This window comes from Parafilimonas sp., from assembly GCF_051953455.1.
Lineage (GTDB): Bacteria > Bacteroidota > Bacteroidia > Chitinophagales > Chitinophagaceae > Parafilimonas.
In genome coordinates this window covers 173,458-196,008 of sequence record NZ_JBQCIT010000031.1, presented here as the reverse complement: position 1 = coordinate 196,008, position 22,551 = coordinate 173,458, and the positions used below count along the sequence as shown (strand labels likewise).

At 41.6% G+C, this 22,551-nt stretch carries 21 protein-coding genes; 8 read left to right on the top strand and 13 right to left on the bottom strand.

Annotated features, from left to right (window positions below):
• Window positions 1-16: 16 nt before the first annotated feature.
• Window positions 17-703 (bottom strand): tRNA (guanosine(37)-N1)-methyltransferase TrmD, encoded by a 687-nt coding sequence (gene trmD, locus ACTHN6_RS12580; RefSeq protein ID WP_440436116.1) that lies wholly within the window; start codon window positions 701-703, stop codon window positions 17-19.
• Between the two features lie 41 nt (window positions 704-744).
• Window positions 745-1,137, bottom strand: a complete 393-nt coding sequence (locus tag ACTHN6_RS12575) for an RNA-binding S4 domain-containing protein (RefSeq protein WP_440436115.1) — start codon at window positions 1,135-1,137, stop codon at window positions 745-747.
• A gap of 153 nt (window positions 1,138-1,290) precedes the next feature.
• Between ACTHN6_RS12575 and ACTHN6_RS12570 the strand changes: the two genes are divergently transcribed.
• Together ACTHN6_RS12570 and ACTHN6_RS12565 are read left to right on the top strand one after the other, a co-directional pair.
• Window positions 1,291-1,746 carry an FKBP-type peptidyl-prolyl cis-trans isomerase gene (locus ACTHN6_RS12570; protein WP_090654430.1) on the top strand — a complete coding sequence of 152 codons (456 nt, stop codon included), beginning with the start codon at window positions 1,291-1,293 and terminating at the stop codon, window positions 1,744-1,746.
• Window positions 1,747-1,945: 199 nt separating this feature from the next.
• Entirely contained in the window at window positions 1,946-2,632 is a 687-nt protein-coding gene (locus tag ACTHN6_RS12565; RefSeq protein ID WP_440436114.1) for a hypothetical protein, read from the top strand.
• A gap of 22 nt (window positions 2,633-2,654) precedes the next feature.
• Here the strand turns inward: ACTHN6_RS12565 and ACTHN6_RS12560 are convergent, their stop codons facing one another.
• From ACTHN6_RS12560 to ACTHN6_RS12545, 4 genes are all read right to left on the bottom strand, one after another.
• Window positions 2,655-4,100, bottom strand: a complete 1,446-nt coding sequence (locus ACTHN6_RS12560) for an efflux transporter outer membrane subunit (RefSeq protein WP_440436113.1) — start codon at window positions 4,098-4,100, stop codon at window positions 2,655-2,657.
• A gap of 23 nt (window positions 4,101-4,123) precedes the next feature.
• Window positions 4,124-7,288 carry an efflux RND transporter permease subunit gene (locus ACTHN6_RS12555; RefSeq protein ID WP_440436112.1) on the bottom strand — a complete coding sequence of 1,055 codons (3,165 nt, stop codon included), beginning with the start codon at window positions 7,286-7,288 and terminating at the stop codon, window positions 4,124-4,126.
• A 22-nt stretch (window positions 7,289-7,310) separates the two neighbouring features.
• Complete coding sequence (locus ACTHN6_RS12550) at window positions 7,311-8,498, bottom strand: efflux RND transporter periplasmic adaptor subunit (protein WP_440436111.1); 1,188 nt, start codon at window positions 8,496-8,498, stop codon at window positions 7,311-7,313.
• Between the two features lie 366 nt (window positions 8,499-8,864).
• The gene (locus ACTHN6_RS12545) at window positions 8,865-9,413 is read right to left on the bottom strand and encodes a hypothetical protein (RefSeq protein WP_440436110.1); all 549 of its coding nucleotides are present in this window, start codon (window positions 9,411-9,413) and stop codon (window positions 8,865-8,867) included.
• Window positions 9,414-9,608: 195 nt separating this feature from the next.
• On the opposite strand from ACTHN6_RS12545, the gene pepT reads away from it, so the two are divergent.
• From pepT to ACTHN6_RS12525, 4 genes are all read left to right on the top strand, one after another.
• Complete coding sequence (gene pepT, locus ACTHN6_RS12540; protein WP_440436109.1) at window positions 9,609-10,859, top strand: peptidase T; 1,251 nt, start codon at window positions 9,609-9,611, stop codon at window positions 10,857-10,859.
• A gap of 366 nt (window positions 10,860-11,225) precedes the next feature.
• Window positions 11,226-12,170 carry an SPFH domain-containing protein gene (locus tag ACTHN6_RS12535; RefSeq protein ID WP_440436108.1) on the top strand — a complete coding sequence of 315 codons (945 nt, stop codon included), beginning with the start codon at window positions 11,226-11,228 and terminating at the stop codon, window positions 12,168-12,170.
• A 56-nt stretch (window positions 12,171-12,226) separates the two neighbouring features.
• Complete coding sequence (locus ACTHN6_RS12530) at window positions 12,227-13,183, top strand: CvpA family protein (protein WP_440436107.1); 957 nt, start codon at window positions 12,227-12,229, stop codon at window positions 13,181-13,183.
• Between the two features lie 104 nt (window positions 13,184-13,287).
• A complete protein-coding gene (locus ACTHN6_RS12525; protein ID WP_440436106.1) occupies window positions 13,288-13,896 on the top strand; it encodes a 2,3-bisphosphoglycerate-dependent phosphoglycerate mutase in 609 nt (202 codons plus the stop codon).
• 68 nt (window positions 13,897-13,964) lie between these two features.
• Here the strand turns inward: ACTHN6_RS12525 and ACTHN6_RS12520 are convergent, their stop codons facing one another.
• The 4 genes from ACTHN6_RS12520 to ACTHN6_RS12505 all read right to left on the bottom strand — a co-directional run bounded on the left by ACTHN6_RS12520 (window position 13,965) and on the right by ACTHN6_RS12505 (window position 18,241).
• Window positions 13,965-15,206 carry a glutamate-5-semialdehyde dehydrogenase gene (locus ACTHN6_RS12520; RefSeq protein ID WP_440436105.1) on the bottom strand — a complete coding sequence of 414 codons (1,242 nt, stop codon included), beginning with the start codon at window positions 15,204-15,206 and terminating at the stop codon, window positions 13,965-13,967.
• Window positions 15,207-15,323: 117 nt separating this feature from the next.
• A complete protein-coding gene (gene proB / locus ACTHN6_RS12515; protein WP_440436104.1) occupies window positions 15,324-16,358 on the bottom strand; it encodes a glutamate 5-kinase in 1,035 nt (344 codons plus the stop codon).
• Between the two features lie 148 nt (window positions 16,359-16,506).
• Window positions 16,507-16,698: a hypothetical protein gene (locus ACTHN6_RS12510; RefSeq protein ID WP_440436103.1), complete on the bottom strand. Its 192-nt coding sequence runs from the start codon at window positions 16,696-16,698 to the stop codon at window positions 16,507-16,509.
• 382 nt (window positions 16,699-17,080) lie between these two features.
• Window positions 17,081-18,241: an MFS transporter gene (locus tag ACTHN6_RS12505; protein WP_440436102.1), complete on the bottom strand. Its 1,161-nt coding sequence runs from the start codon at window positions 18,239-18,241 to the stop codon at window positions 17,081-17,083.
• A 151-nt stretch (window positions 18,242-18,392) separates the two neighbouring features.
• Here ACTHN6_RS12505 and ACTHN6_RS12500 point away from each other — a divergent pair, with 151 nt between their 5' ends.
• A complete protein-coding gene (locus ACTHN6_RS12500) occupies window positions 18,393-18,929 on the top strand; it encodes a pyridoxamine 5'-phosphate oxidase family protein (protein WP_440436101.1) in 537 nt (178 codons plus the stop codon).
• A 5-nt stretch (window positions 18,930-18,934) separates the two neighbouring features.
• Here ACTHN6_RS12500 and ACTHN6_RS12495 read toward each other — a convergent pair whose 3' ends face one another.
• Window positions 18,935-19,315 carry a hypothetical protein gene (locus tag ACTHN6_RS12495; protein ID WP_440436100.1) on the bottom strand — a complete coding sequence of 127 codons (381 nt, stop codon included), beginning with the start codon at window positions 19,313-19,315 and terminating at the stop codon, window positions 18,935-18,937.
• A 302-nt stretch (window positions 19,316-19,617) separates the two neighbouring features.
• Between ACTHN6_RS12495 and ACTHN6_RS12490 the strand changes: the two genes are divergently transcribed.
• A complete protein-coding gene (locus tag ACTHN6_RS12490; protein ID WP_440436099.1) occupies window positions 19,618-20,376 on the top strand; it encodes a L,D-transpeptidase family protein in 759 nt (252 codons plus the stop codon).
• A 49-nt stretch (window positions 20,377-20,425) separates the two neighbouring features.
• Here ACTHN6_RS12490 and ACTHN6_RS12485 read toward each other — a convergent pair whose 3' ends face one another.
• Both ACTHN6_RS12485 and ACTHN6_RS12480 read right to left on the bottom strand, forming a co-directional pair.
• Window positions 20,426-21,529, bottom strand: coding sequence for a glycosyltransferase (locus ACTHN6_RS12485; RefSeq protein WP_440436098.1), 1,104 nt, complete (start codon window positions 21,527-21,529; stop codon window positions 20,426-20,428).
• Between the two features lie 68 nt (window positions 21,530-21,597).
• Window positions 21,598-22,542: a sulfotransferase gene (locus ACTHN6_RS12480; protein ID WP_440436097.1), complete on the bottom strand. Its 945-nt coding sequence runs from the start codon at window positions 22,540-22,542 to the stop codon at window positions 21,598-21,600.
• Window positions 22,543-22,551: the final 9 nt, after the last annotated feature.

Sequence of the window (22,551 nt, the reverse complement as noted above, 5' to 3'; positions counted from 1 at the left end):
TCAACAGCTTTTCCTGTTATACATCATCCTCTTTCAAAAGTTCCGGTCTTTTCAGCCTGGTGAGTTCAACGGCTTTATCATAGCGCCAGGCTTCTATTTTTTTGGGATCACCGCTTAACAGAATTCCAGGAACTTCCCAATCCCTGAATTTTGCAGGGCGTGTATAAACCGGCGGCGCCAATAAATCGTCCTGGAAAGAATCAAAGAGGGCAGAAGTTTCATCATTCAGCACGCCGGGAATTAACCTGCCAACGGCATCAACAATAATAGCAGCCGCAAGCTCACCGCCGCTTAAAACAAAATTGCCAACAGAAATTTCTTTCGTTATATAATTATCGCGTATGCGCTGGTCAATGCCTTTATAATGCCCGCAAATAATGAGCAGGTTTTCTTTCAGCGAAAGCTGGTTGGCCATTTTTTGATTGAATATTTCTGCATCAGGTGTCATGTAAATAACCTCGTCATAATTTGTTTCGAGCTTCAGTTCATCAATAGCATTTGCCAAAGGTTCGCACATCATTACCATGCCTGCGCCGCCGCCGTATTGATAGTCATCCACCTGGCCGTAATCATTCACCGCCCATTTGCGTAAATTGAATAGCCGCACGGTAAGCAGGTTTTTTTCCTGTGCCCTTTTCATGATGCTGTGATTTAACGGGCTTTCCAGCAACTCAGGCAAAACAGTAAGGATATCAATCTTCATCCCGCAAAGATAAAAGGCTATAGCAGTGTGGTGTTTTTTAATTAAACATCATCCTTAAATTCATCCAGGTTACGTCTTTGTTTTTTAGTAGGCCTGCCGGTTTTGCTCAGGCGTTTGCCGGTATAAAAACTTGCTGCCTGCATTTGTATTTTTTCTTTTTCTTCTTCAGGTGTAAGATCAATATAATATTTAATGGCTTCGCTGTGCTGCACGCGATGATCAAGCAGGCCACTCACTTGTATCAACCATTTTCTATCATTTGTTTTAACAGCATATGTATCACCAACGTTTACATTTCTTGAAGCTTTCACCGGTGCATCATTCAATCTAACGCGGCCTTTTTCGCATGCCTCGGAAGCTTGCGCCCTTGTTTTAAAAATGCGGATACTCCATAAATATTTATCAAGCCTTAACTTTTCTTTTTCCTCTTTCATTAATAAGTGAGTTGAATAGTTTGCTAAAATAGAACACTTACCCCTTTATTTTTCGGGTGCATAATTATTAAATAATACATTTGCCGCCGGCCTATCTTAATAGTTCCGCACACAATTTGATTGTAAATTATTATTCATCATAAAAATTATTTTATGCAACAAGTAAAAAAAGGTGACCAAATAAAAGTACATTATCATGGCCGCCTTACAGACGGCACAACATTCGACAGCAGCGCAGGCCGCCAGCCACTTGAATTTGAAGTGGGCAGCGGTATGGTGATAAAGGGTTTTGATGAAGGCGTAACCGGAATGGCTGTTGGTGACAAAAAAACCATCTCTATACCGGCTGATGAAGCTTATGGCCCAAGACAGGAAGAAATGGTAATTGAATTTCCGATTAAAAATTTCCCGCCGGATATTACCCCTGAAGTTGGCATGACCCTGCAAATGCATGGCGACAATGGCCAGGAATTACCGGTTGTAATTACAGCCATTAATGAAGAATCTATTACACTTGATGCCAACCACCCACTTGCCGGCAAAGAGCTTGTATTTGACCTGGAGCTGGTTGATATTAAAGGCAAAAGCCCGTTGATCATCGCTCCTTAATGCTATACACTAAAGTTTAATGTTGCTGTACCTGCACTTGATGCCTGCAACATTAAACTTCTTTTTTACCCTTTTCCATTTGCAATACCGGATTACAATTGTTTAATTGCCAACAAAAATTATTAATGCTTTTTACCGGCAGGTTAATATGTTTCGTTTTCATAAACTGAGTAAATTGCTATTTGCTTATGCTTATTTTATGAAAAAACATTTTCAACTAATTGCATTTATAACTTTTTATTTCTGCAGCTCCTGTTTTGCCCAAACATCTGAAAAGAAAACAGTTAAGGCGGGTGAAAGCCTTTCCTCCATATCCTATTATCTTTTTCCGCGTTTCAGTGATGCTATCGTAAAATTGAAAGATGGCAATACGCTTAAATCGAAGATGAATTTTAATTTAACTATCTGCCAGCTGGAATTTATTTCCCCGCAAGGCGATACCCTTGTAATTGCAGAGCCTTCAACAGTGGATTCTATATACATTAACAACGAAGTTTTCTTTTTTGCCAATAATGTATATTATCAGGTTGTTGCAGCTACCGGTGCGGTAAAACTTGCAGTTGAACGTACAGCCAGCTACATACCCGTTAAAATTGGTGCGCTTGGTTTGCCAAACCATGTGGGATCGGGCATTGAAACTTATAAGAATTTTTTTCTGTACACCGGCCTGAAAACACTTGTGGCGAGTGAGGATATTGAAATAACAGTGAGAACAACATACGTGCTGGTTACGGGCAATGCACAATTTAACAGGGCTAATAAAAACTCGTTTATGAAAGCATTCCCCGCAAATGAACAAAAAATTAAAACCTACCTCAAACAAAACAGGGTGAGTTTTGATAAGGTTGATGACCTCGAAAAATTATTCCTGTTCTGTTCAGCTTAAAGAGTAAACAGGTAATTGTTTCCTATTTCCAGCCACCGCCCAGCGCCCTGTACAATTCAACTATTGCCTGCAATTCCTGCAGCTTATCGTTTACCCCGCTTAATTGCGCAGCCAATAAAGATTGTTCTGAGGTAAGCACATCCGTATAATTTGTTGCAGAGCTGTATTGCAATAATTGCTTTGTATAGTTAACCGCTTTATTCAGCGATTCTATTTGCAATCCCCGGCTTGTCTCTTTTTCGATTGCTGTTTGATAAGCATACAATGCATTCGATACTTCTCCGCCGGCATTTAGCAAAGTTTGCCGGTAGCCATAATAAGCTTCCTGCTGCTGCGCCTTCGCTATGCTCAAACGCGCCTTGTTTAGACCTTTATTGAATATAGGTTGTGTAAGGCCTGAAACGATGTTGTAAAAGATTGACATGTCAAACAGGTTTTTAATAAGCAGCGTGGAAGCACCCCCCTGTGCCGTTAATGTTAGCTGGGGATAGAAATAAGTACGCGCCACATTCGTATTTTCAAATGCCGTTCTGAAGGCTAATTCAGCCTGCTGCACATCGGGCCTGTTTTTTAACAGGAGTGAAGAAACGCCGGTTTGCAGGTTGCCATAAGGCTTTTGCTCATCCATTGATGTGCGTTTAATGGCACCGGGCGTTCTTGCCAGCAAAACGCATAATGCATTTTCTGTTTCGCGTATATTTCTTTTCAAATCCGGAATCAACACTTCAGCGGCATACCGGTTGGCTTCGCTTTGCACCACGGCAGCACCGGTTACTACGGCGCTTTCCTTTAATGCCTTCATGGTTTTTACTTCGTCAATCCTGGTTTTTAAAGTTTCTTCTGTAATTTTTAATTGCTGGTCCAGCGAAAGCAGTTGATAATAATAAGTGGCAATGTTGGCAATTAATTGCGTTTGCACGGCACGTGTAGCAGCTTCGCTTTGCAGCCAGTTGGCAAAAGCTGCCTTTTTTGTGCTTTTTAATTTGCCCCATATATCTGCTTCCCAGCTCGTAGTTAGGCTTAACTGGTAATTAGTGGTACTGAGGGGAAAAGTGCCGATATATTCCGGTGGAAGATTAAGGGCGGCAGCCGATTGCTTGCTGAAGGTAACATTTGCGCCTGCATCAAGACTGGGCCAGAAAGCGGCTTTGCTTTGCTTTAAATTAGCATACGCTTCATTAATGCGCTGCATGGCTGTTTTTAAATCAAGATTTTCATGTATGCCTTCAGCTATAAGGTGCTGTAATACTGTATCACTGAATAGTTGCGTGTAAGGCAAATCAGCAATGGAAGATGTATCGCCGCTTGTTAAAGTGTCGCTGATTGTAGCAACATTAGCTGCTGTATCCCGGTATAACTGCCCGTTTACATCCATGCCTGGCTGCTGGTATTTCTGCGTAACGCATGATGTTGCCGCCAATATAGCTGCAAGAATTATGTATTGTGGTTTGAAATATTTTCTGATCATGGTTCAATCAACTGTTTTGATAATTATGATTGATTTGATGAAGATTCATTTCCTGCATTTTGCGCAGCAGGCAAAGGCTTACTGCTGATTTTTTCCTGCAGGGATTGAAAAATGATGAATAGCGTTGGAATAACAAATACGCCGAGTATGGTGCCGATCAGCATGCCGCCAACAGCGCCTGTGCCAATAGAGCGGTTACCGGCCGCCCCGGCGCCCGCTGAAACCATCAATGGCATAATACCAAATATAAAAGCCAGCGATGTCATTAAGATGGGGCGCAAACGGGCAACTGCGCCATTAATAGCTGCCTGCACAATAGTTTGGCCTTCCCGCCGCCTGGCGGCGGCAAACTCCACAATTAAAATGGCGTTCTTGGCCAGCAGGCCAATAAGCATAATAAGTGTTATTTGCAGGTAAATATTATTTTGAACGCCAAATAAATTGGCGAATATAAATGCACCGGCAAGACCCATGGGCAACGACAACAGTACGGCAAAAGGCAGGATATAACTTTCATACTGCGCACTTAGCAGGAAATACACAAACACCAGGCACAAAATAAAAATGTAAAGGGTTTGCCCGCCACTTGATATTTCTTCCCTGCTTAATCCTGAAAACTCGTAACTATAGCCTTCCGGTAAAGTTTCTGCAGCTGTCTCCTGTATGGCTTTAATGGCATCGCCTGAGCTATACCCTTTATTCGGAGAACCGGATACGGCAATGGAGGTAAACATATTAAAGCGGTTGATGAACTCCGGCCCATACACTCTTTTTAGCGTTACGAATTCCGATACCGGCGCCATTACATTATTATCGGTTCTCACATAAATATTGTTAAGGCCCTGCACCGTACCACGGTAATCGGCATCGGCCTGCACCATTACGCGGTATTGCTTGCCAAATTCATTAAAATTGGAGGCATATAATCCGCCATAATAACCCTGCAATGTGCCTAAAACGGCAGCCGGCGAAACATTGGCTTCTTTACATTTCGGTACATTCAGCTCCACCTCGTATTGCGGAAAATTAGTATTGAAAAAACTCGTGGCATATTGTATTTCGGGCCGCTGGTTCAGGGCTGCAAGAAATTTATTGTTTACCTGTACAAAGCTGTTAATGTCGCCACCCGTTCTGTCCTGCACCTGGAACTCAAACCCGCTGGTATTACCAAAACCTTCCAGTGTCGGGGGTGCAAAAAACAGGATATTGGCACCTTTTATACCGGCTGTTTGCGCAAACATTTTCTGTATCACGGCATCAACAGAATGTTCGTCGCCTTTGCGTTCATCCCAGGGTTTTAATTCCATAAAGAAAGCTGCATACGAACCGCCATTGCCTCCGCTTAAGAGCCCGAAACCGCCTACCTGCGTTACCGATGCCACTTCCGGCATGCTGCTGCAGATCTTTGCTACCTCGTCGGAAATAACAGAAGTGCGTTCAAGTGAAGAGGCCGGTGGCAGGGATATATCCGCCATAATAAACTTCTGGTCTTCATTCGGCACAAAACCGCCGGGCGTGGTTTTCATTAAATACCATAATAAAAAACCAAATGCAACAATGCCTGCCAGTGCTATCCATTTACGCTTTGCCAAAAAGCTTACAGAGCGTTTGTACTTATTCGTCATGGCGCCAAAACCGGCATTGAAGGCTGCATAGAAACGTTGCATAAAACCTTTGCGTAGTTTGTTTTCATGGTGTGGTTTTAAAAACAACGCACAAAGCGCCGGGCTGAGCGTTAAGGCATTTACAGCAGAAATAATGATGGACACGGCCAGCGTTAAACCAAACTGTTTATAAAAGATTCCTGTGGAACCGGTGATAAAAGTAACAGGCAGGAATACCGCCGCCATTACGAGCGTGATGGATATTACGGCGCCGCTGATCTCACTCATTGCTTCCAGGGTGGCTTTGCGGGCAGATTCAGCGCCATGATCCAGCTTGGCATGCACGGCTTCTACCACCACAATGGCATCGTCCACCACAATACCAATGGCCAGTACCAGCGCAAATAATGTAAGCAGGTTAATGGTAAAGCCAAACAATTGCAAAAAGAAGAAAGTGCCGATAATAGCCACCGGAACGGCAATGGCCGGAATTAAAGTGGAACGGATGTCCTGCAAAAAAATAAACACAACTATAAACACCAACACGAATGCTTCAAGCAATGTTTCGACAACTTTTTCTATGGAGACATTTAAAAAATCGTCTGCGGAAAAAATCATGGTTTTGGTAACGCCGGGGGGAAATGTTTTTGCCGCCTGGTCTAAAGTGCGGTTAATTTCCCCGATCATTTCATGCGCATTGGAACCCGCTGTTTGAAAGATCCCTAAAACAATGGAAGGCTGCCCATCCGTTAAGGACGTAATATTATAATACAATGAACCGAGCTCAATACGCGCCACATCTTTCAGCCTTAATAACTGGCCATTTCGGGCAGAGCGGATGACAATGTTTTCATACTCTTCCGGCTTTTCAAGCCGGCCTTTATATTTCAACACATATTCAAAAGACTGGTTGCTGTTTTCGCCAATCTTTCCCGGCGCTGCTTCTATATTTTGTTCGGCCAATGCATTCGTAATATCATCCGGCACCAAACCATAAACGGCCATGGCATTAGGGTTCAGCCATATCCGCATGGAGTAATCACCCGTGCCCCAGGCCTGCGCATCACCTACGCCGTTAATCCTTTTGATCATGGGCACAAGGTTGATATTGGCATAGTTCTGCAAAAACTTGGCATCAAAAGATTTGTTGCTGCTGTTCAGGCCAAACACCATTACCATGCTGCTCTGTTGTTTGGTAGTGGTAACGCCGGCCCTTGTTACCTCGGCAGGTAACAGCGGCGTTGCCCTTGACACGCGGTTTTGTACGTTTACGGCTGCGAGATCGGGGTTGGTGCCTTGTTTAAAATAAATAGTAATGCCTGCAGAGCCGTCGTTGCCGGCAGAAGAGGTCATATAGGTCATGTTCTCCACGCCGTTTATCTGTTCCTCCAGCGGAACGATAACGCTCTTCATTACCACATCGGCATTAGCACCCTGGTAAAAAGCTGAAACGCGTACCGTGGGCGGCGCAATATCCGGGTATAGTGTAATAGGTAAAGTAAAGATGCCGATGAGCCCCAATATGACAAGTATAACCGAAATTACCGTTGAAAGAACGGGCCTTTCTATAAATGTTTTTAGCATAAATCAGTTTAAATAAGAATGATCACTTAAGGTTGTACACCTTGTTTTCCGGCTGCATATCCGGTTTAATAACTGTGCTGTCCTGTAAGGAAGAGGTGCTTTCATACACCACGGTGTTACCGGGCTTTAAACCACCGGTAACAACAAAATACTGACCTGCGGCAACAGACATCACTTCTATTTCGGTGCTGATAACTTTATTGCTGTCGTTTACGAGATAAACAAAACGCTTGCCCTGCAGCTCGTACGTTGATCTTTGCGGAACGATGATGGCATCGTTAATGGTAACAGGTATTTCAATCACCGCACTGGCGCCGCTGCGCAGCAGGTGAACCGGGTTTGGAAATACAGCGCGGAAGCTCGCCGAGCCTGTTTCTGTATTTAATAGCCCGGCAACTGTTTCCACACGGCCTTTTTCCGGGTATTCACTGCCATCAGCTAATATGAGTGTTACAGCGGGCAATTGTTTAAGTTTTGCCTCCAGGGTGTTGCCTTTATATTCCCGTGAAAAATCGAGCAACTGTTTTTCATTCATGGAAAAATAGGCAAACACATTATTGATGCTTGAAACAGTCGTCAGCGGCATCGTTGTGGTGCTGCTCACCAAACTTCCCAGTCTGTACGGAATAGTGCCAACCACGCCGTTTACAGGGCTTGTTACATCGGCATAACCAAGATTTATTTTGGCATTGGCAAGGTTAGCCCTGGCCTGCGCCAATGTAGCCTTACGTGCCTGTAAAGTGTATTCAGCAGATTCAAGTTCATACTTACTTACAATATCCTGCTCTACCAGCGGCTTTACTTTTTTTACCTGCAATTCAGCAGCACTTACATCGGCTTCGGCACTGCTTATGGCGGCGGCGGCATTGTTTACATCCTGCTGGTATTGCGGGGCATTGATGCGGAAAAGCAACTGTCCTTTTTTTACAACGGCTCCTTCATCTACATATATCTTTTCTATATAACCATCTATTTTGGGACGTATCTCTATGTTTTGCTCACCCTGTAATGTGGCAGGATAATCTGTTTTAATAGTGCTTGTTTGAGCGATTACCTTAAAAACCGGGTAAGCCGGTGGCGGCATATCGGCCGCTTGTCGCTGGCCTGCTTTATTGCCACAGGAAGCAAGAAAAAATAAGCAGGCGACGGGTATAAATGAACTTATTAAACGCATTTTGCCTGTTCTGAAATTATTTATAGTTGGTTTCATGTGCTGTTTGTTTTGTTAAGGCATCCGGCCGGCAGGTTAGCATTGTTAAATCCTGTTCGGAGCTACCAGCGGAAAATGATCGTGCAAAAATTGCACATCTGAGCCCAATTTTTCAGGCGGCAAAGAAACATGTTTTGCCTGTTTTTTCCCTCAAAAAATCACAAACTTGTAGGCTTTACAGCAATAAACAAAGTTTTTAATGATGAGTGGCAGCGCAACATTTATTCAACTTAAAAAAAGCTGCACAAATGATACTTATGGGGGATGCTATAAATAACGGATGGCATGCTAAATTTTTAGCATAGGCCTTTCCAATTGGAAATGGCATCCTGAACTTTTTTAATAAGGCGTTGCTTTTATGCCGCGCTATACTTTTTTCCTGTTGAGCCACCATCCAAGCCAGACGCCCGTTGCGCCCCAGCTAACAAGATTATCTATAAAATGCGCTTCCAGGTCAAAGGTTTGATACCAGATATGAATAATATAATTGGAGTAAAGCGAAATGATCAATGCCGTTAATAAAGCTGCAAGAAAAGTTTTGCCGAAACTATTTGCTGTAAACCCGGAGACTATCCAGCAGAAAAATAAAACGATGATGATATCGGTAATCAAGGCCCTTACAATATTCATCCCCATGCTGGCATCATAAGATTTATGATAGGCAATCTGTGCCCAGGGCTTGCCCATAGCGTTTTCCTCAAACTTTTTCATGTCATCCTGCGAAGCATCTTTGGGCAGGTTAGGCATAAAGTAACCTCCGCTGGAATCAAATTGTGTATTTAAATAAGCCATTATGCTATCCTGTTTTGGCGTGTACTGCTGGGCAGGTTCGTGAAGGTTAAGCATCGTCCATGAAAGAAACTGCCATATAAAAATGATAATGCCGCCAACTATAGAGCCGATAAGTATTTTCATGTTTGTATATTTTTATTTGAATTTTGTTACATGGTATTTTGCATAAAAGTTTTTATTGCTTTAGGTATGAATTTGTGCAAAAACTTTTATGGTGATTTCATCGTTGCTGTTTTTTGGTTAATGAAAATTAAGCATTAATTTTTTTATAGGGAAATAATTGACAGAAACCGTTTATTTGTTGCTCAATTATTCAATATGATTAAAGGATATGAGCATACCGTTACAGAAAGATTTATGCGCTATGTAACGATTGATACGCAAAGCGATCCTGAAAGTGACAGGCATCCATCAACAGAAAAACAAAAGCATTTAAGTAACCTGCTTGCTGAAGAACTGAAGGCGCTCGGCCTGAAAGACGTTCATACAGATAAATATGCATACCTGTATGCAACCATCCCTTCCAACACTAATAAAAAAGTGCCGGTTATTTGTTTCTGCAGCCATATTGATACAGCGCCTGACTGCAGCGGTACAAACGTAAAGCCCATACTGCATAAAAATTATAATGGGAAAGATATTGTGCTGCCCGATGATACCACGCAGGTTATTTCAAAAAAAGATTATCCTTATTTAAAAGAACATAAAGGACATGATATAATAACAGCAAGCGGGTTAACTTTATTGGGTGCAGATGATAAAAGCGGTGTTGCCATTATTATGGACCTGGCCAATTATCTTGTTACACATCCTGAAATAAAACATGGCGAAATAAAAATCTTATTTACACCGGATGAAGAAGTGGGGCAGGGTACCGCCATGCTCGATCTTAAAAAAGTGGATGCTGATTATGCCTATACTTTAGATGGCGGCGAGGCCGGCACACTGGAGGATGAAACCTTTAGCGCAGATGCCGTGCGCATAACTATTCATGGTGTGATAGCGCACCCGGGCTATGCAAAAAACAAATTGGTAAACGCTATTAAAATTGCAAGTGCCATTGTAGATGCTTTGCCTAAAGATGAATGGAGCCCGGAAACAACTTCCAAAAGAAAAGGTTTTGTGCATCCGGTTGCTATAAATGGTGTGGCAGAAAAAGCAACCATCGATTTTATTGTCCGCGATTTTGATACACTTGAGCTTAAAAACCATGAAGAACGGCTGCAAACTATAGCTGCAAAGGTTTTAAAGAAATATTCCAAGAGGGCAAGGATGGAGTTTAAAGTAACGGAACAATACCGCAATATGAAGGAGGTTTTGGATCATTATCCAAAAGTTATATCGTATGCAAAGCAGGCATACAAACGTGCCGGTTTAAAAATAGAAAATGAACCCATTCGTGGTGGTACAGATGGCAGCCGCTTAAGTTTTACGGGTTTGCCCTGTCCTAATTTATTTACAGGTATGCAGGCCATTCACAGCAGGCATGAATGGGTTGGTGTAAAAGATATGCAAAAAGCGGTTGAAATGCTGTCGTATTTGGTGCAGGTGTGGGAAGAGGCATCATAATAAGTTCACTTAAAGTTTTTATAGACTTTGCTATAAAACAATATGTTTACTGTTTATATAACCATCTCCGGAAGTATAAGAATAGCTGCATGTGCAATGCCACAGAAGCTGTTGCCAGCGCTGCCAATCAAAAAATAACCAGGCCTTAAAAATCAGCGAAACGCAATGCCCGGCTCAAAATTCTATTACCGCTTCTTCCCGGGCTGCCGCTGTTTGGCATTGTTGGTATTCACTCAATGATTGCGCTTCAGGTTACATTTGTGGAAAGCTGATTGCTATCGTATAGTATAATAAGCCGTGTTTATTATACGCAAAACCGCCCTGTTATGTTTAACTCTTATTATCTTTCCCAAAAATTAATTACTTATGGAAATACTTAACTACTGGTGGCTGGCTGTTCTGCTGTTCATTGTTTTCAGCGGGCTTGTAACCGTTAACCAGGCCACAATTGCAGTGATAACCATGTTTGGAAAATACCAGCGCATATTAAGGCCCGGCCTTAATTTTAAAATACCAATACTCGAACAGATATACCGCCGCATCAGCATTCAAAACCGTTCTGTGGAACTCGAATTCCAGGCCGTAACACAGGACCAGGCAAATGTTTATTTTAAAAGCATGCTGCTGTATGCCGTAATGAATGCAGAAGAAGAAACGGTAAAGAAAGTGGCGTTTAAATTTATTAGTGATAAAGATTTAATGCAGGCACTGGTGCGCACGATTGAAGGAAATATCCGTTCCTATGTGGCCACAAAAAGGCAAAGCGAAATACTTGGCTTGAGAAAAGATTTGGTGGAATCTGTAAAGTTTGAAGTGGACCATGTGCTGGAAGACTGGGGCTATCATTTACTTGACCTGCAAATAAACGATATCACTTTTGATAAAGCTATCATGGAAAGCATGAGCAAGGTGGTTGCCAGCAATAACCTGAAAGCTGCTGCAGAAAATGAAGGCCAGGCTTTACTCATCACCAAAACAAAAGGCGCAGAAGCAGAAGGTAATGCTATAAAAATTGCTGCCGAAGCAGAACGCGAAGCCGCCCGTTTGCGTGGCCAGGGTGTTGCACTTTTCCGGGAAGAAGTGGCACGTGGTATGAGCCAGGCGGCCGAACAAATGAAACAGGCCAACCTTGATACAAATGTTATTTTGTTCAGCATGTGGACGGAAGCCATAAAAAACTTTGCTGAATATGGTAAGTGCAATGTAATATTTCTCGATGGCAGCACTGAAGGCATGCAAAAAACGATGAACCAGTTAATGGCCATGCTCAAAATGGGGCCTGCGCCAATCAATAAAAATTTTGATCAATAAAACTCCATAACAAACTTTTTATACAGGTAGCATAGTTTTTGCTTATGCACGCCCCAATGAATTGGGTAGATGCGTTATTAATTGCAGTTATGCTGCTGGCAATGTGGGCGGGCTGGCAACGTGGTTTCTTAGCCGGCAGCCTTGGATTATTCGGCTGGATAGCCAGCATTTGCTTCGGGTTTGTGTTTTATCCTTTCCTTGCGAAACTTATTGAAAAATATGTGCCATCGCTTGGCGTATGGAGCGCACCATTATCACTCATAATTGCTATAACCGCAATCCGGTTATTGTTATCATTTATTATTGATGCTATTTTAAGTGCAGCCAGTATGCGTATGCACCGCAGTGCAATTAATTATGCTGCAGGCATGATACCGGGGTTTATCAACGGGCTGATACTGGCGTCCATACTTTCTGCATTACTATTTTCCCTGTCCATTTCCAAAGATGTGGCCGATGCGGCGCGTAAGAGTATTGTGGCCGATAATTTCGTGATGCCTGCAGAGTGGCTGAATGAAAAATTATCCCCCGTATTTGATGAGGCCGTTAACCGGAGCATGAATAAATTAACGGTGGAGCCGGAAAGTAATGAGATTGTAAAGCTGCCGTTTAAAACCTCTGATTTTATAGAACGTTCTGACCTCGAAACAAAAATGCTGGATCTGGTGAATAAAGAGAGGCGCAAGGCAGGGCTGTCTTTGCTCGCTGCGGACAGTGCACTAAGGAAAGTGGCGCTTGTACATTCGGCGGATATGTTTAAACGCGGTTATTTTGCGCATCTCACACCCGAAGGCGCTAATCCGTTTGACCGTATGCGTGAAGCCAATGTTCATTTTACACTGGCCGGCGAAAACCTTGCGCTTGCCCAAACACTTTCACTGGCACATGAAGGATTGATGAATTCCAAAGGGCATCGCGAAAATATATTAAGACCAGGCTTTGGCAGAATCGGTATCGGTATTCTTGATGGAGGCCGTTACGGTATTATGGTTTCGCAGGAATTCAGGAACTAATGGCAGTTATCCTTTGCCGGATCATCAATTAACTTATTTCGCAACCCAAAACGCAGTTCTTTAATTTGCACCTGTTGTGCAATTCAAAAGAAATTCCATTGAATGTGAAATTAATATTATTAAGGCACGGCCAGTCGCTGTATAACCTTGAAAACAGGTTTACCGGCCAGCTTGATATTGACCTGACAAAGACCGGCTGCCATGAAGCGGAAGGCGCCGCCAATCAGTTAAGATCAGAAAAAATTGATATAGCTTTTACATCTATGCTGAGAAGGGCACAACATACACTGAAGATAATACTGGATAAATGCGGGCTTCAAAATATCCCGGTAATAAAAGATGCGGCTTTAAATGAAAGAAGTTATGGCGAACTGGAAGGGTTAGATAAGACGAAAACGGCCATTAAATACGGAGCGGAGCAGGTGCAGGTCTGGCGCCGTTCATTTGATGTGGCCCCGCCTGGCGGAGAAAGTTTGAAGGATACATACCAACGTGTTGTGCCCTATTTTAAGAAAGCTATTTTGCCTGAATTGCTTAAAGGAAAAAATGTTTTGGTTGTAGCACATGGCAACAGTTTGCGCAGCCTTATTATGTTTATTGAAAACCTTACCCCTGAACAAATTGTAGCGAGGGAGTTGGCAACATGCGTTCCGGTAATATATGATTTCAATGATGAAGAGCTGAAAGCGATGGAAGAAGGTAATATCTTATAAATAGTCAAATCAAATACTCAATAATCATTTCTTTTCAATAGAAAGTTGAGACGAATATTAAAAAGCGGCTATCTCACTTGCCCGTTACCCCTCACCACCCATTTTTCGCTTACGAGTTTTTCCAGGGCAAACGGTCCGCGGGCATGTAGCTTTTGTGTTGATATGCCTATTTCAGCGCCAAGGCCAAACTCTTCCCCATCCGTAAACCTGGTGGAAGCATTGGCATAAACAGCAGCAGCATCCACTTCGCGCAAAAAACGCTCACAGCTTTTTTTGTTTTTTGATATGATAGCTTCGGAATGTTTGGTGGAATGTTGGGCAATATGCGTTAATGCTTCGTCTATATTTTTTACCACTTTTACAGCACACTTCAGGCTTAAAAATTCCCGGTCGAAATCTCCAGGTTTTGCATGTTGCAGGTGCTGATAGCCTTTCAGCAATGTATAGGATTTTGTATCAGCAAAAATTTCAACAGGATATTTATCAAATAAACGCTGTAGCCTATCTAAAAATGGTTTTGCTATTTTTTCATCCACCACAATGGTGTCTAATGAATTGCAAACAGCGGGCCTCGTGGTTTTGGCATTCACCACAATATTCACTGCCTTATCTATATCGGCATTTCCTTCAACATATACATGGCAAACGCCGGCGCCTGTTTCAATTACCGGCACCAGGCTGTTTTTACGCACAAACTGTATGAGGCTGTCAGAACCACGGGGAATAATTACATCCACATATTTTGTTGCCGAAAATAACTCCTGCACTACTTCCCTTTCGCTTGGTAAAAGCGTTATGCAATCCGCATCAATATTATTGGCGTTCAAAACATCTTTAATAATTTTTATAGATGCTTTATTGGTTGCCTCCGCTTCTTTACTTCCTTTTAATAAACAGGCATTCTGGCTGCGTAAACATAAGCTGGCTATATCAAACGTAACATTGGGCCTTGATTCATATACTGCGCCCACAATGCCCAGCGGCACACTCATTTTTTCCAGCTCAAGTCCATTAGGCAAGGTGCGTTTATCCAATATTTTATTGGAAGGATTGGGCAGCTTACTTATTTTCCTGATGCTGTTGGCAATGCCTTTAATGCGTTCTTCATTCAGCATCAAACGGTCAACACGCGGATCGTTTACATCCTGTTTAGCTACATCCTTTTTATTGGCTTTTAAAATAATGGCAGTATTAGCTTCCAGTGCATCAGCCAGCATGTTCAATGTCTTTTTTATTTGCACATCAGCACAATTACGAAGATGAACAGCGGCTTTATGTGTTTTTATAATGAGTGGTTGTATTGATTGCATGTTGAACCTCTCCTGGTCCTCTCCAAAGAAGAAGACTTTTTGCCCCTAAAATATTAAAAGAATAATAAAAGGATGTTCGTTTCTTTTCCCTTCCCTTTGGGAAAGATGAGATGAGCTTTAAAAGATCACAATATCATCGGCATGCGCCGCCACTATATTTTTTTGTGCTATTTGTGCACGCATTTCTTTTGCATCCAGTTTTACTTTGGCAACACCTATTATTTCCTGCACATCATTCATAAGCTGAACCACTTCCCCCGCAGTAAAACTGCCTTCCACCTGTTTAATGCCCACTGTAAGCAGGCTTTTCCGGTTAGCCAAAGCTTTTACGGCGCCGGCGTCAAGCGCAATATTGCCCAGCGTAATTGAACCGCTGGCAAGCCATTTTTGCCGGGCTTTAAAATTCGATTTCTGCGGAATAAAAGTGGTGCCATTTAAACCCTGCAATGCCGACGTAAAAAAGTCCGGCATCTTTAATCCGCAGATAATCACTTTTATTCCAAGCGATGTAGCAAGCCTGGTAAACGTAAGCTTTGATAACATGCCGCCCAGGCCAAGGCTGCTTTTATCGTTTTGAACGTAGCCCTGTATATTTTTATCTATTTTTTCAATAACAGGAATTATCTTTTTTTCACTATCCAAAAAACCGCCGACGGAAGTACAAACAATAAGCGTTGCCGCATCAAACCCTACGGCAATTAACGTGGCAAGTTCATCATTATCGGAAAATTTTAATTCGATATTGCTTACAAGATCATTTTCATTTACTACCGGGAGAATATTATTGTTCCAGAAAGCGGCGAATGTTTCTTTAAGCTGGAGAAACTGCAGGCGGTTGGAAAAATGATGCCTTTCGCATAAAGCCTGCGCCACTGAAATGCTATGCTTTGAAAAATATTTATGGTATAACTGTATAAGTATGGGATTGCCTACTGCCGCAGCCGCCTTGCGCTCGGTTATGCTGCCTTTATAATTTTGAATGGATGATTTGCCGCTGCCCACTGCGCCGCTTGATACCAGCACTATGCGCCAGTGGGCAGACAGCGCAGCAATTTCATCGGTTATCTTTTTTATAATGGTTTTATTAATAGAGCCGTCAGCTTTGCTGATGGTTGCAGAGCCAAGTTTTATAACCAGCACAGGTTTTTGCATGAACGAAACAGTTTAATAGTTGCTTTGTTACAACGGCCTGCAAAACTATAAGCAGAATTAATTTACTGCGTGTTAAACTGAAATTGTATAAATAAAAAAATCCCATGATTGCATGGGATTTTTTTATATGCGTAAGAGAACAATGACGTTAACAAATACGTAATAACTCATTTAAACGTTTATCTACATCTTTTAAAGTGATATAAATAGTTTTCACCTCATTTAATTTTTCGCCATTGGTAATAGCATTGTTATAAATGGCGGTAAGTTCCTCCTTTTGTTTCTGGAGCTGGTCAACAATAAGTGACAAACCAGATTTTGTAGCTGTTATTACGTTCATTGCACAAGATTTAAATTTTAGGAAAATCAACCCAAATTTTATACCCAAAAAAGATGGCAAAAAGAAATTTAAAATTATATAACTAACTCATTACCTGTTGTGTATAACGTACATAGTCTTTGTATAGCCGTTTTACGTCAAGTCTTTATTCAACAGTATTTTTTTTCTATACGTAATATATTCCGGCACTGCTTATTAATTTTTAAATAAGCATGGGCATTCCTTGTGCAGCATGATTTTTTTAATTTATAAACCCTTGTGTTTTTAAAATAAAGAAGGCTGTGTGCACACTTAACAACCTGTAATGCCTAAATATGTTTTGGGTATTTCTTTGGATAATCTTTTCCTGGATTTATAAAAGGAGACGCATGGTTAATCTGTTTTAACCTTCATCTTTCTTAATTGTTGAGGCCAGCAGGAAGATGGCTGCGCCGAAAAGGGCGATGATGCCGAACGACCATCTTAAACCAATTGCCTGTGCTATAAAACCTACGCCGGGAGGAACAGCTAAAAAACCAAAATAGCTAACGGTGGATACAGAAGCGATGGCCGTACCACTGCTCATGGTGGTAGACTTCCCGGCAAGCCCGAAAATAAGCGGTATAATGCACGATACCCCAAAACCGGTAAGCACGAAACCTATGGATGCCGGTATTATGTATGGAAAGAGGCTGGCTATTAATAGTCCCGAAAAAATGCAAAGGCCGCTATATTTTAAAATGGTGCTAGTGCCAAACTTCGGTACAATCCTGTCGCCTAAAAATCTGCCGGTTGTCATACAAACCATGTATAAAACAAAAGCGGCGGTAGCAGTATCTTTTGGTGCAAGCACAGCTTTTTTAAAATAGATGGCGCTCCAGTCGTACATCACATTTTCGCAAGCCATAGAAGCAAATGCAATGAGCGCAAAAACAATTAGTGCTTTATCGGGCCACACAAAAAACTTTTTACGCTGGCTGGTTTGCTGCAAAATATAATAGGTGTTGGGGTAGAAGATAATTGAAAGAAGGATGAGGATTATACTCACAGATAAAAAATGAACGCTGAGCGGTAAACCGGAAACAACAAAAAGATAACCCACGGCAGCGCCCGCAAAACCAGCCATACTCCACACCGCATGAAAGCTGGTGATGATGGACCGATCGTATAAACGCTGCACCTCAACACCCTGGGCATTCATAGATAAATTGAGCAGGTTGCGCGAAGAGCCAAAACAAAATAATACGATGCATAATTGCCATAAATGGGTGGTGAATGCCAACAGGGCCAGCATTACATTATAAAAAAGCGCTCCGAGGATCATAATGCTCTTACTGCTGTACCGGTTTAATAAATTACTCGTAAAAGGAACCGTTACCAGCACTCCTATGGGCGCAGCCAGTAAGGCGGCACCTAACTGCGCTTCGTTTATATGCAACTGCTGCTGGATACCGGGTATGCGGGAGGCCCATGTGGAATAGCCAAATCCTGAAAGAAAAAAATATACCAGTGCCGCAGTGCGGTGCTTTATACGCGGCAATTCTGTTTTTGAAATCAATTGCATGCAACAGGGAAATTTAAAAAGCTTTTTGAGGTTATTAATGCCCGGTAATCGTCAGGCACTAACAGACTGTGCTGCATTTAATAAACAAAATTAAAATAGGTAACCCTGTAGAAAATAAGGTATTTATTTTGATAGCTTTTATAAAAAACTTATGGATAGCATTAACAAACAACAGCCAGAAAAGAACCGCGAAAATTTAGCAGGCAACGAGGCGGCGAAAAAAATTAAGGAATTGGTAAGCAGTGCAAAAACATGTTTTTTCTGTACCAATAAAGTTCCGGGCGATGAATTTACAACACGGCCAATGTCGGTACAAAAAATAGATGATGAGGGTAATCTTTGGTTTCTAAGTGCAACTGACAGCCATAAAAATGAAGAACTGCAAGCCGATAAAAATGTGCAGCTCTTATTCCAGGGCAGCTCGTACAGCGACTTTTTAAGCATTAGCGGCAAGGCCACAGTAAGTACTGATAAGGAAAAGATTAAGGAATTGTGGGAACCGGTTTTAAAAGCCTGGTTTACCGAAGGCCAAAACGACCCGCGTATATCAGTAATAAAAGTTGAACCTTCGGAAGGTTATTACTGGGATACAAAACATGGTGCTGCCATAGCATTTGCTAAAAAATTAATAGGTGCAGCTATGGGCAAAACACTTGACGACTCAATTGAAGGCCAACTAAAAGTATAGCAGAATTACTCCTGCATAACTGTTTTTAATCTTTCACCCAGCAGCTTCATTTGCCTGTAGGCAGCCGGTGAGTTTTTTTCTTTATTGAATTTGATGGAAAGATATCCCGGCTGCTTTTTTATATAAAATCCTGTGCCATCATTAAGCGTAAGGGTTGCATCCATCACAGTATTTTGGAATGAAAAATTTTTATACTTATCAAAATACCGGTCCATAAACCTGTCAACTTCTTCTGATTGTTGTTTATCATACTTTGCACGGATTGTAAAATATGTTCCCGATTCACTTACCTCGTATGTAAGACTATGGCCGCCTACCTGAGAACAGGAGAGTATAAAGCACAATACAAACAGGTTGCATACAACTAACCATGAAATTTTTTTCATACAATATCATTATTTGAATAAATAAAGCTGGTTAAGTTGCCGGGATGATTAGTTCAGAAGATTGGAAGCGCAAAATACCTTTCTTTTAATTGATTGCATAATTAATTGATGAGTGGTTGACTGAAGTCTTTGCGCTTATTTTATTGGCAATAAACTATTGCTGTTTCAACATTAACAAAGGATAATTTCATATCCCGCCTTTTTTAAATTATTTTGCAACTATGAAATGCACATATTAAATTATCGTACAGCATAATATATTAAGTCGTTTCGCCTCACTATAAAAAACAAAAAATATACGGATGAAGTCTTTTCTTTTAGCTGCTTTGGTTTTTGTGGGTTTGTGTGCAGCAGCGCAGCCGTCATTCATAGATTATCAGTCTAATTTTCCCCGCGTAAGCGAGGCCATGAACCGCAAGGCAGATACCTTAAAGAAACAGTTAGCCGCTGCCGGTTTGCAATGGCCTGTGAAGCAGATGTATATCCGTTCCTTTAAATACGACAGCCAGTTGGAAGTATGGGTGCGCAATAACAGGAATGAGCCATTTAAATTATTTAAAACCTACTCTGTGTGTGCATTGGCGGGCACTTTAGGCCCTAAACGCATGCAGGGTGATTACCAGGTGCCTGAAGGTTTTTATTATATCAATGAGTTTAAGCCCAACAGTAACTACCACATGTCGCTGGGATTGAATTATCCTAATGCCTCCGATAAAATTGTATGTACTACTAATAAATTTAATCCCGGTGGTGATATTTATATTCATGGAAGCTGCATAACAGTTGGCTGCATCCCCATTCAGGACCCGCAGATTGAAGAATTGTATATTCTGGCAATGAGCGCCAAGAGTAACGGGCAGGATTTTATTCCGGTGCACATTTATCCCGTTCGTTTCGATAATCCCAAGAGTATGGCTTACCTGGAAAAGACAACCAAAGACCAGCCTGGCCTTCAGGTATTTGCCGATAAGCTGAAAGAAGTATATGATTATTTTGAAAAGGAAAAGAAACTACCGGTAATTTCAATTGATGCCAAAGGTGATTATGTGGTATTGAAATAATAAGATTCTTACATCCCTTCTGTTCTGTGCAGCAACTATAATTAATAGTTTATATTAATTCCCTGTACAAATCCACTATTTCATGCACCTGTTTGGTAAGTGAATAATTTTGCTCGACAAAACTTCTTGCACGCTGGCTTTCCATTTTAAATTTCTGAGCATCATTTGCATAAGCCGCAATAACCCTGGCAATTTCTGCGGGATTGAAATCATCAAACTTATATCCAAAGCCATCGAATGGCAATTGCTTAATGCCGCCAACATTGCTTACCACCGGTACGCAGCCCGTGCTCATGGCTTCCATAATGGCAAGGGGTAATCCTTCAAAATCACTCGTCAGTAAAAAAATATCAATACGTTTAAAGGCGGTTGCCGTATCGCTTAACATGCCGGGCAATTCAATTTTGCCTTCCATATTTAAGGTTTTTATCTTTTCCCGCAGCATATCATCATCCGGCCCGTCGCCCACCATCAGGAATTTTATATTTGGGTTGAGTTTATGCACTTCAGCGGCTACTTCTGCCCAGCGGTCAACGCGCTTTTGCGGGCGAAACCTCGCCACCAGCCCTACCGTGAAATTGTTGTTGGCATTATCATAATCGCGGTGTGCGTTGGTAAATTTATCTGTATTGATGCCGTTGAGGATTGTAACGGCTTTCCGGGTTTTATAAAACCAACCTTTTTGCATTTTTTTTATTACTTCTCCCACCTCGTAAGAAACAGCAACCAGGCAATCGAAAAAGCCATAAGTAAGGCCGCTTAAATAATAATTGTATTTGGCGTAAAAATTTACAAGGTTATGCTCGCTGTAAATAAATTTTGTTTTGCGATTAAATAATTTCGCGGGTATGGTCATCCATCCTGCAACGGGCAGGTGCATGTGAACAATATCGTATTTGTCTTTTATAATATGCCGCAAAAATTTTGCATACGCTATCGGGAACTTCGGTGTAGTAATCCTGTAGTAATGAATTGAATTAACATTGGGTTTTACTTCCGGAACAAGGCCAAGTTTTTTGTGATCAAGGATATATAGATCTGATTCTACATTTTCTTTAAAATAGGGATGGGCAAAGCATTCACGCAATAACACTTCTGCGCCGCCATAGCTGAATACGCGGATTACGTGGGCTACTTTTAGTTTCTTGTCCATGCTTTTTTTGTTGATCGGTTGACTGCTTGATTGGGTGACTTACTGTCAACAACCTACATATCAATTGTTCAATTATAATTGCCTGTAATTGCTAAAATCTGCTGTTTCGTTTCTTCCGGCATTGCGCTTTTCTTACTTGCAGATTGCCGCTCATTGCGGTTATCCACAATCATATTTTCAAGATAGGCATCCACATTTTCTGATGGCGGCAATTGCATAAAATCCATCATTTTATGAATGAAGGTTTTGGGATCTTTTACAAAATCTTCATAGCGGCATTCATACACTTTCAAACCCAGCTTATCAATTTCCTGCTGCGTGGTTTCCATCAGTTTTTTGTATTGAAGAGCCGTTATTAATGCAGGCTTGTCTTTTATAGTTTCTGAATAAGCAATTTCTTCAGGCGTGTAAGCGCCGCGCCACCATAATTTGTCAATGCCCATGCGCTGCCAGAAGCCCACTTCGAGCCAGGAACGAACAGTGGCAACCGGATCGCGGATAACATTTACAATAACCGCATCCGGAAATATACTGGTTAAATATTCCAGCCGGGCAGGGCCGGTAAATTTCATGATGAGCCTTTTTTTGCCCTGGTATTTTACCTGCTTATTTAAAAAAGAACGAATGCGTTTCACCTCTTCCGGGGTGGCTTTTTCATTTAATAAAAAGCCACGTGAAAAATCTATGCGTTTACCCGTGATGTGTTCCCAGAAATTATAACGCTCAATCGGATTGAATAGAACAAGATCAATTTTTGACTGGTGTTTTTGCCGCGTATTCTTGCTTACGCCAACATATTTGTAAAACCTTTTAAGGCCCCAGAATTTATTATGCATGAGCGGCCTTAATAAATTTATCAATGGCGTAAACACAATTATCTCCTGCCAGTTGGAATGCCAGGCAAGGTCTTCATGCTGAAAAATAATTTCAGACATAATGGTAGTGCCGGAGCGCCCGCTGCCAATAATAATGATAGGTTTATCAAGATATTTTTCACTCCCAACTGTTGCCATTATTTATGT